The sequence below is a fragment of the Azohydromonas lata NBRC 102462 genome (assembly GCF_001571085.1).
Classification (GTDB): Bacteria; Pseudomonadota; Gammaproteobacteria; order Burkholderiales; family Burkholderiaceae_C; genus Azohydromonas; species Azohydromonas lata.
This window is the reverse complement of the sequence record NZ_BCTC01000035.1, coordinates 13717-26981: the sequence shown is the minus strand read 5'-3', so window position 1 is coordinate 26981 and position 13265 is coordinate 13717. Positions and strand designations below refer to the sequence as shown.

Sequence of the window (13265 nt, the reverse complement as noted above, 5' to 3'; positions counted from 1 at the left end):
TTCCTTTCAGGCGACGCGGGTCACTTGCGGGCCGCCACGATCTCGGCGGGCTGCACGATCTGGCCGGTGTGGTTGGACCACGAGTTCTTGGTATAGGTGATGACGGCGGCGATCTCGGTGTCGGAGAGCTGCTTCCACGAAGGCATGCCGTTGGGCAGTCCGTTGAGCAGCACGGTGATCTGCTTGCCCTTGTCGGCGTCGTTGACCACGGGCGAGCCGTCGAGCCGCTTGATGGGGCCTGCGCCCTGCCCGTCAGGGCGGTGGCACACGGCGCAGTTGGCGGCATAGACCTTCTCGCCACGCGCCACCAAGTCGGCCTGCGTCCAGACCTTGGCCGGATCGTCAGCCGCTGCGGCCATCTTCTTCTGCTGCGCCGCCACCCAGGCGCTGTAGTCGGCCTGCGACAGCACCTTCACGTGTATGGGCATGTACGCGTGCTCCTTGCCGCAGAGTTCGGCGCACTGACCGTAGAAGTCGCCTGTCTTGTCGGCGCGAAACCACGTGTCGCGGACAAAGCCCGGAATGGCGTCCTGCTTGACGCCGAAGGCCGGGATCATCCAGGCATGAATCACGTCGCTGGCGGTGGTGACGATGCGGATCTTCTTGTCCACCGGCACCACCAGCGGGTTGTCGACTTTGAGCAGGTAGTCGTCGCCTTGGGGCTTGCCTGCGTCAGACATCTGGCGCTGGCCCACGTCCAGCGTGGAGAGGAAGTTGATGCCCTGCCCTTCGCCGTTGATGTAGTCGTAACCCCACTTCCACTGGTAGCCCGTGGCCTTGATGGTGAGGTCGGCGTTGGTGGTGTCCTTCATGGCCACCACGGCCTTCGTGGCAGGCAGCGCCATGCCGATGACGATGAGGAAAGGCACTATGGTCCAGGCCACCTCCACCGCCGTGCTTTCATGGAAGTTGGCGGCCTTGGCACCGCGCGAACGGCGGTGCTTGAGGATGGAATAGAACATCACGCCAAACACGGCCACGAAGATGACCGAGCAGATGACCAGCATGAAGTTGTGCAGCCACATCAGCTCGGCCGCCACGCGGGTGGCCGGCGGGTGCAGGTTGGTCTGGTTGACCGCCGGGCCACCGGGCAGGTCGTTGACCGCCAGGGCCGCATGGGTGGCCAGCAGTGCACCCATGGCCAGCGCGGCGTGGGCGAAACGGTGCGTGAGCGTCCTGATGTTCTGCATGGTCCTCACTTGTGTTGCATTGCCGTGTTCTGGCGTTGGGCCGGTTGCAGGCTCATGGTGATGCGCAGGGCTTGCCGCAGCTCCTGTGCCAGTTGCCAGCGCAGTTCCGGGCGCAGGTAGCGGCCTACGCGCATCTGTCGTCCCTCGCCCGACAGCTCGACCAGCGAGCCCTGCGCGCGCGCGGGCTCCACGCGCACACGCTCAGCGCGAAAGCGCGCCCGCTCCGTGCGCGTGCCGCAGCGGTGCTCAACCACCAGCGCGCCGTCGACCAGGGTGAGCATTTCGCGGTCGGCGGCATGGCGGGCGCACAACAGCAGCACCGTGCCCAGCAAGGCCAGCTCACCAGCGACCAGCGCTGCCGCAACGGCCACGCCCTGCCACCAGAAGATGAGCGTCACCCCCAGCGCCACGCCGGCCAGCGCGCACCACAGGCCCACGTGCCGGCGTGGGCCCAGTGCGCCGTTGCGGCCGAGCACCCAGCGCAGGCCGTGGCCACCGTCGATTTCGCAACCAAACCGCCAGGCACCACGTGCAGCCGGTGTGGACCAGGGGCTCGGAGCAACGGTCGCAGTCATGTTGGGAGTCAAGGGACTGGGCCTGCCACAGTGACGCCGACGCGCCGTTGCCGCTGAAGCAGGTTTTGCAGGTTTTGTCGTTGACTAAACGCAAATCCTGCTCCGGAACCGATGGATTCTAGGCAGAGTTTGCGCTGCGTCGAAGCATCTTTGCCTGATTCCGACACCCCGTGCAACCTTGGGAAAACCTCAGGTGCGCCGCGATCTCACCATTTGCCGCATTTCTTCAAGGCCCACTTCGGTGCGTTCGGCCACGCGCGGACGCGGTGCGGTCTTGAAGGCGTGGCCATAGACCAGCTCGAAGGACAGCACCGGGCGCCCGTGCGCGCCGGCCAGGGCCTGCAGCGCCTCGCCCAGCCGGGCCTGCCAGCGCGGCGTGCGCAATCCTGGAACACGGCGCGGATCGGCGTTGGCGCCCAACCCGCGCAGCTCGGCCAGCAACGCGGCAGCGTCGGCCCAAGTCAGACGCACGGTTTCCTGGTCCATCACCGGATCGGCGAAGCCGGCGTGCACCAGCATGTCGCCCAAATCGTGCATGTCCACGAAGTCGGCCATGGGCGAGCCCCAGCCACGCTCGCGGTAGAGGCCGCGCAGCTCGGCCAGGGTGCCCGCGCCAAAGGTGGAGAACATCAGAAAGCCGTCCACCGCCAGCGCTGCGTGCCATCGGGCAAGCAGCGCCGTGGGATCGGCCTCGCCGTGCAGCGCCATGTTGGACCACAGCAACTCGGCACTGCCCGGCGCCACGGCCTGCTCGTCCAGCAGCGTGACGGCGGCGGGGCCCGCCCAGCGCTTGGGCGACCACCAGGGTGCCGGCACCGGGACAGAGCGGGCCTCCAGCATCTCGGCCGGTTCGACAGCCAGCAGTCGCGCCTGCGGATAGGCCTCCCGCAGCACCGCCTCGCTCGCACCCAGAAAGGACGACCACTGCAGCACCGTCTGCGGCGTGCGTCGGATCATGGGCAGCCGCTCGGCCATGCGGCGCGCCGCCTCGGCGTGCAGCCACGGCGGCTGTTCGGCGGCTGCCATGCGCCGCACGGCGCGCTGCGCGGCGCGCGTGTCGAAGGCGCGGGACGGGGTGGAGTCGGTGGAGGCGTTCATGGCGGGGCCGCGCAGTATATTGAGGCGATGCCCGCCAGCCGCGTTGAACGGGGTTTATCGGCCTTGGCCGCGCTGGCGGCGGCGATGCCCAGCCAGTGCGCCGTGTGCCGCTCCTGGGACGCCGGCCGGCTGTGCCGCCGCTGCCGCGAACGTTTCATTCCTCTGCTCCCCCGTTGCCCGGGCTGCGCGCTGCCGCTGGTGCGCGCACACGCTCCTTGCGCCGATTGCCTGCGCCATCCCCTGCCCTTCGAGCGCTGCGTCGCCGCCCTGGACTACGCCTGGCCCTGGAGCAGCATCATCGGCCAGCTCAAGTTCCGCGGCGGGCTGGATCTGACGGGCGCGCTGTCCGCGCTGCTGCTACAGGCGCTGCGCCGCGAGGCCACGCCGCCGGCCGATGTACTGCTGCCGCTGCCCCTGGGCCCGCAGCGGCTGCGCGAGCGCGGCTACAACCAGTCGTGGGAGCTGGTACGGCGCGTGGCGCCGCCGCTGGACTTGGCCGCCGATGCGAAGCTGCTGCTGCGCCTTTTCGAGACACCGCGCCAAAGTGGCCTCGCGCAGGCCGAGCGCAGCGCCAACGTCCGAGGCGCCTTCGGGATCGCCCCGGGCCGCGCCAGTGCACTGCGCGGGTGCCGCGTCGCGTTGCTGGACGACGTCATGACCACCGGCGCCACCGCCGCCGAGGCCGCGCGCACGCTGCTGGACGCCGGGGCCGCGTCGGTGCAGCTGTGGGTGCTGGCGCGCACGCCACGGCCGTCGGCCACCTGAGCCCCGGCGGCCCTCCCGCACCCTCCCGCACAATCGCGCGATGTTTCACATCGTCCTCGTGCATCCGCAGATCCCGCCCAACACGGGCAACGTCATACGGCTGGCCGCCAACACCGGCTGCTCGCTGCACCTGGTGGAGCCGCTGGGTTTTTCGATGGAGGACAAGCTGCTGCAGCGCGCCGGCCTGGACTACCACGAGTACGCCAGCGTGCAGCGCCACGCTGACTGGGAGGCCTTCCTCGCCACCGCGCGGCCGGACCCGGCACGAATCTTTGCCTTCACCACCCGCGGCACACGCCACTTGGGCGACGTGGCCTGGCAGCCGGGGGACTGGCTGGTCTTCGGCAGCGAGACGGCCGGCTTGCCGCCTGAGCTGCGCGAGCGCTTCGCCCCCGAACAACGGCTGCGCCTGCCCATGCTGCCCGGCCAGCGCAGCCTCAACCTGAGCAACGCGGTGGCGGTGTCGGTGTTCGAGGCGTGGCGGCAAAACGGCTACGCCGGCGCCGTGTAAGGTTCCGCGCGTCGTCACAGACCGCGAAAAGCAACGGGGCCGGTCAAGCCGGCCCCAGATTCATTCGAGCGTGCGGACGGCTTACCCGCAGCGCTCCGTGTTGGGCGCACGCTGCATGAGCTGGCCCACGGCCTGCTGCGGCGTGAGGCGCCCTTCGAGCACGGCCACCACGGCCTCGGTGATGGGCATCTCCACGCCCTTGTCACGCGCGCGACGGGCCACGGTAGCGGCGCTGTAGACGCCCTCGGCCACGTGGCCCAACTCGGCCAGCACTTGCGCCAGCGTCTTGCCGGCAGCCAATTGCAGGCCCACGCGGCGGTTGCGCGAGAGGTCACCCGTGGCGGTGAGCACCAGATCGCCCAAGCCGGAGAGGCCCATGAAGGTCTCGACCTTCGCGCCCAGCGCCAGGCCCAGCCGCGTCATCTCGGCCAGGCCGCGCGTGATGACGGCGGCGCGGGCGTTGAGGCCCAGTTCCAGCCCGTCACACATCCCGGTGGCGATGGCCAACACGTTTTTCACCGCGCCGCCCACCTCCACGCCGACCGGGTCGTCGCAGGTGTAGATGCGCAGCGCCTCACCGTGGAAAGCCTGCACCGCCAACTCGCACAGCGCTGCGTCGGCGCTGGCGGCCACCAGTGCCGTGGGCTGAAGCCGCGCCACCTCGGCGGCGAAGCTGGGCCCGGAGAGCACGCCGGTGACGGCTTGTGGGCAGGCTTCGCGCGCGATCTCGTGGCCCAACAGGCCCGTACCGGCTTCGAAACCCTTGCACAGCCATAAGGCGCGCGAGCCCGCGGGCAGCGCCTGCAGCATGCCGCGCAGTCCCGCCATGGGCGTGGCGATGACGAGCAGGCCCTCGCGCACATGCGCCAGCGCCGCATCGAAATCGCTGCCCACGGCCAGCGCCGCGGGCAGCTCCACTTCCGGCAGGTAGCGGGTGTTGCGGCGCTGCGCGTGCAGGGCCTGCGCCTGCTGCGCATCGCGCGCCCACAGCAGCACCTCGTGGCGCACGGCCGCCTGCACCCCCAGTGCGGTGCCCCAGGCGCCCGCGCCCAGCACGCTGATCTTCATGCCGCGGCCGGACAAGGCGTCGTCAGGCGACGGCGCCCTGCGCGGCCAGCTGCTGCTGCTGCGCTTCGAACATGGCCTGGAAGTTCACCTCGGCCAGCATCACCGGCGGGAAGCCGGCGCGGGTGCAGATGTCGGAGACGATGGCGCGCAGGTACGGGTAGACCATGCCCGGGCAGGCAATGCCGATGATGGCCTGCAGCTGGTCCTGCGGAATGTTGCGGATCTCGAAGATGCCGGCCTGCTTGGCCTCGACCAGGAACAGCGTCTTTTCGTCGATCTTGGTGGTGACGGTGGCGGTCACGCAGACTTCGTAGATGCCCTCTTCGCTGATGGTCTCGGCAGACAGGCCCAGGTTGATCTCGACCTGCGGCTGCTGCTGCTCGGTGAGGATCTGGGGCGAGTTCGGCTGCTCCAGCGACAGGTCCTTGAGGTACATGCGCTGGATCTGGAACACCGGGGTCTGCTCTTGGTCGGCCATGGTTCTGTCTCTGAGAAAAGAAGGCCCGCGACATGCGGGCGTGGCCGATTATTACGCAGCGCCGGAGCGCTCCTTTGCACCCGCCGGGGGCGCGCCGGCTCAGGCGTTGAGCAGCGGCATGAGGCCACCGCGCTGGTCCAGCGCGATGAGGTCATCGCAGCCGCCGACATGCGTATCGCCGATGAAGATCTGCGGCACCGTGCGGCGCCCGGTGATCTTCATCATGGTCTCGCGCTGCGAGGGGTCCTGGTCGATGCGCACTTCCTCGATGTGCTCGACACCGCGCTGCTTGAGCAACTGCTTGGCTCGCTGGCAGTAGGGACAGACCAGCGTGGTGTACATCTTGACGGCATTCATCACGGGAAACGCGGCTCGCGCGGCGGTTGGTGAAAACGGAGTGAATTGTCCGCAGCGCCTTCAACCCTTGCCGGCGGCGGGCGACTTGCCCCTGCCACCGGCCGGCTCAAGGCGCAGCACAGCATCCCATGCCGTTGCGCAGGCAACCGCCTGCGCGAGGCTTGCGGCGGATGCAGCGCACGGGGCTTCAGGCCGCGGTTTCGGTGGGCAGGTTGGCTTCGCGCCAGGCCGCCAGGCCACCGGCCACGACCTGGGTGTTTTCATAGCCGCGCTTCTTAAGCAGGGCCACGGCACGGCCGGCGCGCGCGCCGGTGGCGCACAGCACCAGCAGCGGCAGCGCCTTGTTGGCGGGCAGGTTGGTGGCGGCCTCGATCTGCGACAGCGGCACGTTGCGCGCACCCACCGCATGCCCGGCGGCAAATTCGGCAGGCTCGCGCACGTCTATGAGCACGCCTTTTTCGCGGTTGATCAGCCGCACCGCTTCCGCGGTGCTCACGCCACCACCACCGCCGGCACCGCCGCGAATGACGGGCCACAGCAACAGCCCGCCGGAGACGAGCGCGGTGAGGATCAGGTACCAGTTGTCGAGCAGGAATCTCACGGCGTTCAGTAGGGTGGCCAAAGCGGCGGATTATAGAATTTGCAGCTTTGCCGCCGCCCGCGCCACCTGTGCCGTCCGGGATGAGCGCCGGCCGCGACGCAGCGCCTTTCGTCCACTTTTGAGCAGCCCGCCCATGTACAAGCTTGTCCTGATCCGCCACGGCGAATCGACCTGGAACCTCGAAAACCGCTTCACCGGCTGGACCGACGTGCCGCTGACCGACACCGGCGTGGCCCAGGCCCGCCAGGCCGGCAAGCTGCTCAAGGAAGGCGGCTGGGAATTCGACGTCGCCTACACCTCCGTGCTCAAGCGCGCCATCTGGACGCTGTGGCACTGCCTGGACGAGATGGACCGCACCTGGCTGCCCGTGGTCAAGGACTGGCGCCTCAACGAGCGCCACTACGGCGCGCTGCAAGGCCTCAACAAGGCCGACATGGCCAAGCAGTACGGCGACGAGCAGGTGCTGGTGTGGCGCCGCAGCTACGACACCCCGCCGCCCGCCCTGGAGTCCGACGATCCCCGCGGCCAGCGCCAGGACCTGCGCTACAGCCAGCTCGCGGCCGAGCAGATCCCGCTGACCGAGTGCCTCAAGGACACCGTCGCCCGCGTGCTGCCGGCCTGGAACGAAGTGCTCGCCCCCGCCATCAAGTCCGGCCAGCGCATCGTCATCGCCGCCCACGGCAACAGCATCCGCGCCCTGGTGAAGTACCTCGACGGCATCAGCGACGCCGACATCGTGGGCCTGAACATCCCCAACGGCATCCCCATGGTCTACGAGCTCGACGCCGAGCTGAAGCCCATCCGCCGCTACTACTTGGGTGACGCCGAAGCCGCCGCCAAGGCCGCCGCCGCCGTGGCCAGCCAGGGCAAGGCCTGACGCGCCAAAGCGCGCTCATCCGCGCAAAAGCAAAGGGGCCGCAAGGCCCCTTTTCATTTGACGCGACGCCTTCAGCGGGAGGCCCGCCCCGCTGCCCTATTCACAGCCCCACAGCTCCCGTACCGCCTGCGCCAGCAGCGGCGCCACGCTCACGGCGTTGGAGGCATGCGGCACGGCGTCCGTGCTCCAGACGTGGCGCACGCCGGCCTCGTGCAGCCGCTGCAGCGCATCGCCCACGAAGAGCGCGTGCGTCACCGCCACGTCCACCGAGGCCGCACCGCGCGCCAGCGCCTGCTGCGCCGCGGCGATGAGCGTCTGCCCCGTGCTGGCCACGTCGTCCAGCAGCACGACGGCGCGGCCCTGCAACGCCAGCGGCGGCAGCTCCAGGACGACCTCGTGGTCGCCCAGGCGGCGCTTGTGCCCCACGCCGTGCGTCAGGCCGCGCTCCTGCGCCGCAACGCTCACCCATTGCGCCGCCTCCTCGTCCGGACCGATCAGCACCGGCTCGCCCAACTGCTGCGCCACCCACTGGCCCAACAGCGGCGCCGCCGACAGCGCCACGCCGCGCCGGCCCGGGAACAGCTCCTCCATGGAACGCACGCGGTGCAGGTGCGGGTCCACCGTCAGCACCGCGTCGAACAGGCCGCCCAACAGCGCCGCCACGTGGCGCTGGCTCACCACCTCGCCCGGCGTGAAGGCCATGTCCTGGCGCATGTAGGCCAGGTAGGGCGACAGCAGCACGATCTCATTCGCCCCCAGCTCGCGCGCCGCCGGCGCACACAGCAGCAGCTCCACCAGCTTCTCGTTGGGCTGCTGCAGCCCCCGCAGCAGCAGCACGCGCGGCGGCAAGTTGTCGGGCAACCGCAGCCGCAACTCGCCGTCCGGGAAACGGTGGCACCGCACCCAGCCCAGCGGCACGTCCAGCGCGTAGGCCAGGGCCTGCGCCAGCGGCGCCTCGTCGTCGAAAGCCAGCAGCATGTGCTCGCTCATGCCATCTCCAGACTCATTGCGATAAGGGGAAGCGGCGGCACGGCTGCAGCTTCCTGCGTGGCTTCAGCGCCCGTCCCGCAGCGCCTGCGCGATGGTCTCGCGCAACTGCGCGGCCAGCGCACGGCGGTCGGCGTGCGCCACCGCCTGCGGTGCCAGCACCTGTACCGACACCGACAAATCCTGCGCGCAGGCCAGCCGCCACAGGCTCTGGCCCAGCGACATGTCGCCCACGAAGGCGGCCGAGGGGCTCACCGCATGCCCCGGCTCGCTGTAGCGCAGCGCCACGGGCTGCACCGGGGCGCCGCTGGCGATCACGGCCTGCAGCAAGTTGGCGTGAAAGGGCAGCGGCTCATGGCCCGTGCCCGTGGTGCCCTCGGGGAAGACGGCCACCGTGTCGCCCTCCTGCAGCGCCTGCGTGATGGTGTGCAGCACGCGCATGGCGTCGCGCGCGCGCTCGCGCTGCAGGTACAGCGTGCCCGCACCGTCCACCAGCCGCCCAACCAGCGGCCACTGCCGCACCTCGGCCTTGGAGACGAAGCGTGCGCTTGGGCACAGCGCGTGAATGGCGGCGATGTCCAGCCACGACACGTGGTTGGCCACGATGAGCTTGGCCCCGGCATGGAAGCCGCCGTGCGCATGCAGCTCCAGCCCAAGCCCGGCCAGCAGCTGGCGCGACCACGAGGCGATGCGCGCCTGCCGCCGCGCCGGCGTCCAGCCGGGGAACAGCAGCAGGACGATCAAGAGCCCGCGCACCCCGTGCAGCACCGTGCGCGCCAGGCGCCAGAGGGCGCGCAGCCGCCGCAGCGGCGGCACCGTACCCAGCGCGGGCACCGCCCGCAACGAAGTCGAGTCGGACGGTCCTTGCATGGGGCCGGTGCGCCGGGGTGAGCGGTTAGAAAGCCTCGTGCGCCACCGTGCCGGCCACCAGCGTGGCCACCACGCGCCCGGGCAGCAGGCTGCCGGTGAGCTCGAAGGCAAAGGGCGTGTGCTTGCCCTGGCTGCGCAGTTGCGCGGCGTCCAGGCCCCACTGCGCCTGCGGGTCGAACAGGCAGATGTCGGCCACGCCGCCCTCCACCACGCGGCCCGCGCTGGAGGCCAGCGAGCCCAGCGCCTCGCCCAACACGGCCACCGGGCCGCAGGTCACGCGCGCCAGCGACTCGGCCATGGACAGCTGCTGCTCCTGGCCCCACTTGAGCGCCAGGCTCAGCAGCAGCTCCAGGCCCGTGGCGCCGGGCTCGGCCTCGGCGAAGGGCAGGTTCTTGGCGTCCTCGTCCACCGGCGTGTGGTCCGACACCAGCGCGTCTACCGTCCCGTCGGCCAGCGCGGCGCGCAGCGCATCGCGGTCGCGCTGCTGGCGCAGCGGCGGCGTGAGGCGCATGGCGGCGTTGAAGTAGCCGATGTCCACGTCGGTGAGGTGCAGCGAGTTGATGCTCACGTCCGCCGTCACCGGCAGGCCCTGGGCCTTGGCCTGGCGCAGCAGTTCCACGCCTTCGGCGCTGGAGAGGCGGCACAGGTGCACGCGCGCGCCGGTGGCCCGCACCAGCTCGAAGATGGTGTGCAGCGCCACCGTCTCGGCCGCCACCGGCACGCCGGCCAGGCCCAGCCGCGTGGCCACCGCGCCGCTGGCCGCCACGCCCGCGCCCAGCCACGGGTCCTGCGGGCGCAGCCACACGGTGTAGCCGTAGGTGGAGGCGTACTGCATGGCGCGCAGCAGCACCTGGGTGTCGCGCACCGGCGCCTCGGCCTGCGCGAAGCCCACGCAGCCGGACTCGGTGAGCTCGGCCATCTCCGTGAGCGCCTTGCCCTCCAGCCCGCGGGTGAGCGCCCCCAGCGGGAAGAGGCGGCAGCGGCTGAGCTTGCGGGCGCGGAACTTGAGCATGTCCACCAGGCCCGGCTCGTCCAGCGCGGGGTCGGTGTCGGGCGGGCAGACCAGGCTGGTGACGCCGCCGGCCGCCGCGGCGGCCAGCTCGCTTTCCAGCATGCCCTCGTGCTCGTGGCCGGGCTCGCGCAGCCGCGCGGAGAGGTCCACCAGGCCCGGGGCGACCACCAGGCCCGCGGCGTCGATGACGCGCTCGGCCTCGAAGTCCGGGTTGACGTTGCCCACGGTGAGGATGCGGCCCGCGGCGATGGCCACGTCGGCCACTTCGTCGCGGCCGGAGGCCGGGTCCACGACGCGGCCGTTCTTGATCAGGATCTTCATGAACTGGAGAACGCGTTCGTTGTCAGGCGTCGTTGCCGGCCAGGATGCTCATCACCGCCATGCGCACGGCGATGCCGAAAGTGACCTGCGGCAGGATCACGCTGTGGCGCCCGTCGGCCACGCTGGAGTCGATCTCCACGCCGCGGTTGATGGGGCCCGGGTGCATGACGATGGCGTCAGGCCGCGCCAGCGCGAGCTTTTCCTCGGTCAGGCCGTAGTGCTTGAAGAACTCGCCGGCCGAGGGCAGCAGCGCGCCGCCCATGCGCTCGTTCTGCAGCCGCAGCATGATGATCACGTCGGCGTCGCGGATGCCTTCGGCCATGTCGCGGCACACGCGCACGCCCATGTCGCGCAGGTTGTCCGGCACCAGCGTCTTGGGGCCCACCGCGCGGATCTCCGGCACGCCCAACGTGGACAGCGCATGGATGTCCGAGCGCGCCACGCGCGAGTGGACGATGTCGCCCACGATGGCCACCGTGAGGTTGGTGAAGTCCTTCTTGAAGTGCCGGATCGTGTACATGTCCAGCAGCCCCTGCGTCGGGTGCGCATGGCGCCCGTCGCCGGCGTTGACCACGTGCACGTGCGGCGCGCAGTGCTGGGCGATCAGGTAGGGCGCGCCGGACTCGCTGTGCCGCACCACGAACATGTCGGCCTGCATGGCCGAGAGGTTGGCGATGGTGTCGAGCAGGCTCTCGCCCTTGGCGGTGGAAGAGCGCGCGATGTCCAGGTTGATCACGTCGGCCGACAGCCGCTTGGCCGCGATCTCGAACGTGGTGCGCGTGCGCGTGGAGTTCTCGAAGAACAGGTTGAACACGCTCTTGCCGCGCAGCAGCGGCACCTTCTTGATGTCGCGCTCGCCCACGGCGAGGAAGGTGGAAGCGGTGTCCAGGATCTGCGTGAGCACCGCGCGCGGCAGGCCCTCGGTGGACAGCAGGTGGATCAGCTCGCCGTGGCTGTTGAGCTGGGGATTGCGGCGCGAGAGCATCAGGCGGCGGCCTCCAGTGCGAAGGTGAAGCGGCCCGCGGCGTCACGCGCGAGCGACAGGCGTTGTTCGGCCGGCAGCGTGAGCTTGGCCGCGGCGTAGGCGGGCTCTATGGGCAGCTCGCGTCCGCCGCGGTCCACCAGCACGGCCAGCGTGACGCTGGCGGGGCGGCCGAAGTCGAAGAGCTCGTTGATCACCGCGCGCGTGGTGCGCCCGGTGTAGAGCACGTCGTCGATGAGGATGACGTGGCGCCCGTCGATGCTGAAGGGCAGCTTGGTGGCGTCGGAGGCGTGCATGCCGCGCTCGCTGAAGTCGTCGCGGTGCAGCGCGCTGGAGATGACGCCGTGCGTGCCGGCAAGGCGCAGGTCGGCCTGCAGCCGCTCGGCCAGCCAGGCGCCGCCGCTCCAGATGCCCACCAGCGCGGCTTGTTCGGTTTGGGCGGGGCGCAACAGGCGCGAAACGCCGCGCAGCAGCTCGCCGTACAGCGCCTCGGCGTCCAGGGAAAGGGTGCTCATGCTTGTCGGAGGAATTGCTCCAGGATCAACGCGGCCGAGGCCGCGTCCAGGTCGCGCGCACCGCCGGCCTCGGCCTCGGTGCTGGTGTAGCGCTCGTCCACCTCGTGCACCGGCAGCCTGAAGCGGCCGTGCAACTGGCGGGCAAAGCGCTGCGCGCGGCGCGTATTGTCGTGCGGCGCCCCGTCGGGGTGGCGCGGCACGCCCACCACCAGCGCGTCAGGCTGGTAGTCGCGTATGAATTTCTCTATGGCGGCGAAGCGCTCGTCAGCCTTCTCGGTGGCGATGGTCTTGAGCGGCGTGGCGCTGCGCGTGACGGTGTTGCCGCTGGCCACGCCGGTGCGCTTGGCACCGAAGTCGAAGGCGAGAAAGCTTTGCGCGCGGCCTGCGGGACCCGCGCTCATTGGGGCACCCTCGCGCTGCGCGCGGTCCCGCCAAGCGGGACGGAGCGCCCCCTTCGGAGCGGCCGGGCGGGGGCGCTCATGCGTGCCCCGCCTCGCCGCTGAGCATGCGCGGGTCTATGCCCAGCAGCGCCAGCGCGCGCTCGTAGCGCTGTTCCACCGGAGTGTCGAAGATGATTTGCGGGTCGGCCGCCACGTTGAGCCAGCCGTTGCGCGCGATCTCGCTCTCCAGCTGCCCGGCGCCCCAGCCGCTGTAGCCCAGCGTCACCAGCACCTTGCGCGGGCCCGCGCCCTGGGAGAGGGCTTCGAGCACGTCCTTGCTGGTGGTCATGCCCAGGCCGCCCGGGACGACGAGCGTGGAGCTGTACTGCCCGCTGCCGCTGCCGTGCGCCTCGTGCAGCACGAAACCGCGCTCGGTCTGCACCGGGCCGCCGAAGTACACCGGCTCGTCCATCAGGTCGTCGCGGTCCAGCCGCAGGTCCACCTTCTCGAACAGGTTCTTCAGCGAGATGTCGGTGGGCTTGTTGATCATCAGCCCAAGGGCGCCCTTGTCGCTGTGCTCGCACAGGTACACCACCGCACCGGCGAAGTTGTCGTCCGCCATGCCAGGCATGGCAATCAGGAACTGGTTTGTCAGGTCGATGCCACGCTCAGCCATGC

At 70.3% G+C, this 13265-nt stretch carries 17 protein-coding genes; 3 read left to right on the top strand and 14 right to left on the bottom strand.

What is annotated here, in order from left to right:
• Positions 1 to 20: 20 nt before the first annotated feature.
• The 3 genes from coxB to ALA01S_RS14015 form a co-directional block, all read right to left on the bottom strand.
• Positions 21 to 1190, bottom strand: coding sequence for a cytochrome c oxidase subunit II (gene coxB, locus ALA01S_RS14025; RefSeq protein ID WP_066337407.1), 1170 nt, complete (start codon positions 1188 to 1190; stop codon positions 21 to 23).
• A 5-nt stretch (positions 1191 to 1195) separates the two neighbouring features.
• The gene (locus tag ALA01S_RS14020; protein ID WP_066337406.1) at positions 1196 to 1765 is read right to left on the bottom strand and encodes a DUF2244 domain-containing protein; all 570 of its coding nucleotides are present in this window, start codon (positions 1763 to 1765) and stop codon (positions 1196 to 1198) included.
• Positions 1766 to 1954: 189 nt separating this feature from the next.
• The gene (locus tag ALA01S_RS14015) at positions 1955 to 2863 is read right to left on the bottom strand and encodes a methyltransferase domain-containing protein (RefSeq protein ID WP_084267547.1); all 909 of its coding nucleotides are present in this window, start codon (positions 2861 to 2863) and stop codon (positions 1955 to 1957) included.
• A gap of 27 nt (positions 2864 to 2890) precedes the next feature.
• Here ALA01S_RS14015 and ALA01S_RS14010 point away from each other — a divergent pair, with 27 nt between their 5' ends.
• Positions 2891 to 3628: a ComF family protein gene (locus ALA01S_RS14010; RefSeq protein ID WP_066337405.1), complete on the top strand. Its 738-nt coding sequence runs from the start codon at positions 2891 to 2893 to the stop codon at positions 3626 to 3628.
• Positions 3629 to 3668: 40 nt separating this feature from the next.
• Complete coding sequence (gene trmL / locus ALA01S_RS14005; RefSeq protein WP_066337404.1) at positions 3669 to 4139, top strand: tRNA (uridine(34)/cytosine(34)/5-carboxymethylaminomethyluridine(34)-2'-O)-methyltransferase TrmL; 471 nt, start codon at positions 3669 to 3671, stop codon at positions 4137 to 4139.
• Between the two features lie 81 nt (positions 4140 to 4220).
• Here the strand turns inward: trmL and ALA01S_RS14000 are convergent, their stop codons facing one another.
• The 4 genes from ALA01S_RS14000 to ALA01S_RS13985 all read right to left on the bottom strand — a co-directional run bounded on the left by ALA01S_RS14000 (position 4221) and on the right by ALA01S_RS13985 (position 6643).
• The gene (locus tag ALA01S_RS14000; RefSeq protein ID WP_066337465.1) at positions 4221 to 5207 is read right to left on the bottom strand and encodes an NAD(P)H-dependent glycerol-3-phosphate dehydrogenase; all 987 of its coding nucleotides are present in this window, start codon (positions 5205 to 5207) and stop codon (positions 4221 to 4223) included.
• 22 nt (positions 5208 to 5229) lie between these two features.
• Positions 5230 to 5685 carry a protein-export chaperone SecB gene (gene secB / locus ALA01S_RS13995; RefSeq protein ID WP_066337403.1) on the bottom strand — a complete coding sequence of 152 codons (456 nt, stop codon included), beginning with the start codon at positions 5683 to 5685 and terminating at the stop codon, positions 5230 to 5232.
• A 99-nt stretch (positions 5686 to 5784) separates the two neighbouring features.
• The gene (grxC, locus tag ALA01S_RS13990) at positions 5785 to 6042 is read right to left on the bottom strand and encodes a glutaredoxin 3 (RefSeq protein ID WP_066337400.1); all 258 of its coding nucleotides are present in this window, start codon (positions 6040 to 6042) and stop codon (positions 5785 to 5787) included.
• 187 nt (positions 6043 to 6229) lie between these two features.
• A complete protein-coding gene (locus ALA01S_RS13985) occupies positions 6230 to 6643 on the bottom strand; it encodes a rhodanese-like domain-containing protein (RefSeq protein WP_066337463.1) in 414 nt (137 codons plus the stop codon).
• A gap of 133 nt (positions 6644 to 6776) precedes the next feature.
• On the opposite strand from ALA01S_RS13985, the gene gpmA reads away from it, so the two are divergent.
• Positions 6777 to 7520, top strand: coding sequence for a 2,3-diphosphoglycerate-dependent phosphoglycerate mutase (gene gpmA / locus ALA01S_RS13980; RefSeq protein WP_066337398.1), 744 nt, complete (start codon positions 6777 to 6779; stop codon positions 7518 to 7520).
• A 96-nt stretch (positions 7521 to 7616) separates the two neighbouring features.
• Here gpmA and ALA01S_RS13975 read toward each other — a convergent pair whose 3' ends face one another.
• The 7 genes from ALA01S_RS13975 to ALA01S_RS13945 form a co-directional block, all read right to left on the bottom strand.
• Positions 7617 to 8510, bottom strand: a complete 894-nt coding sequence (locus ALA01S_RS13975) for a ribose-phosphate diphosphokinase (RefSeq protein WP_066337395.1) — start codon at positions 8508 to 8510, stop codon at positions 7617 to 7619.
• A 63-nt stretch (positions 8511 to 8573) separates the two neighbouring features.
• Positions 8574 to 9377 carry a lysophospholipid acyltransferase family protein gene (locus tag ALA01S_RS13970; RefSeq protein WP_174548625.1) on the bottom strand — a complete coding sequence of 268 codons (804 nt, stop codon included), beginning with the start codon at positions 9375 to 9377 and terminating at the stop codon, positions 8574 to 8576.
• Between the two features lie 25 nt (positions 9378 to 9402).
• Entirely contained in the window at positions 9403 to 10710 is a 1308-nt protein-coding gene (locus ALA01S_RS13965; protein ID WP_066337394.1) for a dihydroorotase, read from the bottom strand.
• Between the two features lie 22 nt (positions 10711 to 10732).
• A complete protein-coding gene (locus ALA01S_RS13960) occupies positions 10733 to 11695 on the bottom strand; it encodes an aspartate carbamoyltransferase catalytic subunit (protein ID WP_066337392.1) in 963 nt (320 codons plus the stop codon).
• Complete coding sequence (gene pyrR / locus ALA01S_RS13955) at positions 11695 to 12207, bottom strand: bifunctional pyr operon transcriptional regulator/uracil phosphoribosyltransferase PyrR (RefSeq protein WP_066337391.1); 513 nt, start codon at positions 12205 to 12207, stop codon at positions 11695 to 11697. Before pyrR ends, ALA01S_RS13960 begins: the two co-directional genes overlap by 1 nt.
• The gene (gene ruvX / locus ALA01S_RS13950) at positions 12204 to 12608 is read right to left on the bottom strand and encodes a Holliday junction resolvase RuvX (protein WP_066337390.1); all 405 of its coding nucleotides are present in this window, start codon (positions 12606 to 12608) and stop codon (positions 12204 to 12206) included. The genes pyrR and ruvX overlap by 4 nt, the downstream gene beginning before the upstream one ends.
• A 76-nt stretch (positions 12609 to 12684) precedes the next feature.
• On the bottom strand, positions 12685 to 13263 hold the full coding sequence (locus ALA01S_RS13945; RefSeq protein WP_066337389.1) for a YqgE/AlgH family protein: 579 nt from the start codon (positions 13261 to 13263) through the stop codon (positions 12685 to 12687).
• Between the last annotated feature and the right edge of the window lie 2 nt (positions 13264 to 13265).

Excerpts from the sequence above, each read along its gene's own strand:
- coxB (WP_066337407.1), bottom strand. The coding sequence starts at position 1,190 with ATGCAGAACATCAGGACGCTCACGCACCGTTTCGCCCACGCCGCGCTG.
- ALA01S_RS14020 (WP_066337406.1), bottom strand. The coding sequence starts at position 1,765 with ATGACTGCGACCGTTGCTCCGAGCCCCTGGTCCACACCGGCTGCACGT.
- ALA01S_RS14015 (WP_084267547.1), bottom strand. The coding sequence starts at position 2,863 with ATGAACGCCTCCACCGACTCCACCCCGTCCCGCGCCTTCGACACGCGC.
- ALA01S_RS14010 (WP_066337405.1), top strand. The coding sequence starts at position 2,891 with ATGCCCGCCAGCCGCGTTGAACGGGGTTTATCGGCCTTGGCCGCGCTG.
- trmL (WP_066337404.1), top strand. The coding sequence starts at position 3,669 with ATGTTTCACATCGTCCTCGTGCATCCGCAGATCCCGCCCAACACGGGC.
- ALA01S_RS14000 (WP_066337465.1), bottom strand. The coding sequence starts at position 5,207 with ATGAAGATCAGCGTGCTGGGCGCGGGCGCCTGGGGCACCGCACTGGGG.
- secB (WP_066337403.1), bottom strand. The coding sequence starts at position 5,685 with ATGGCCGACCAAGAGCAGACCCCGGTGTTCCAGATCCAGCGCATGTAC.
- grxC (WP_066337400.1), bottom strand. The coding sequence starts at position 6,042 with ATGAATGCCGTCAAGATGTACACCACGCTGGTCTGTCCCTACTGCCAG.
- gpmA (WP_066337398.1), top strand. The coding sequence starts at position 6,777 with ATGTACAAGCTTGTCCTGATCCGCCACGGCGAATCGACCTGGAACCTC.
- ALA01S_RS13975 (WP_066337395.1), bottom strand. The coding sequence starts at position 8,510 with ATGAGCGAGCACATGCTGCTGGCTTTCGACGACGAGGCGCCGCTGGCG.
- ALA01S_RS13970 (WP_174548625.1), bottom strand. The coding sequence starts at position 9,377 with ATGCAAGGACCGTCCGACTCGACTTCGTTGCGGGCGGTGCCCGCGCTG.
- ALA01S_RS13965 (WP_066337394.1), bottom strand. The coding sequence starts at position 10,710 with ATGAAGATCCTGATCAAGAACGGCCGCGTCGTGGACCCGGCCTCCGGC.
- ALA01S_RS13960 (WP_066337392.1), bottom strand. The coding sequence starts at position 11,695 with ATGCTCTCGCGCCGCAATCCCCAGCTCAACAGCCACGGCGAGCTGATC.
- pyrR (WP_066337391.1), bottom strand. The coding sequence starts at position 12,207 with ATGAGCACCCTTTCCCTGGACGCCGAGGCGCTGTACGGCGAGCTGCTG.
- ruvX (WP_066337390.1), bottom strand. The coding sequence starts at position 12,608 with ATGAGCGCGGGTCCCGCAGGCCGCGCGCAAAGCTTTCTCGCCTTCGAC.
- ALA01S_RS13945 (WP_066337389.1), bottom strand. The coding sequence starts at position 13,263 with ATGGCTGAGCGTGGCATCGACCTGACAAACCAGTTCCTGATTGCCATG.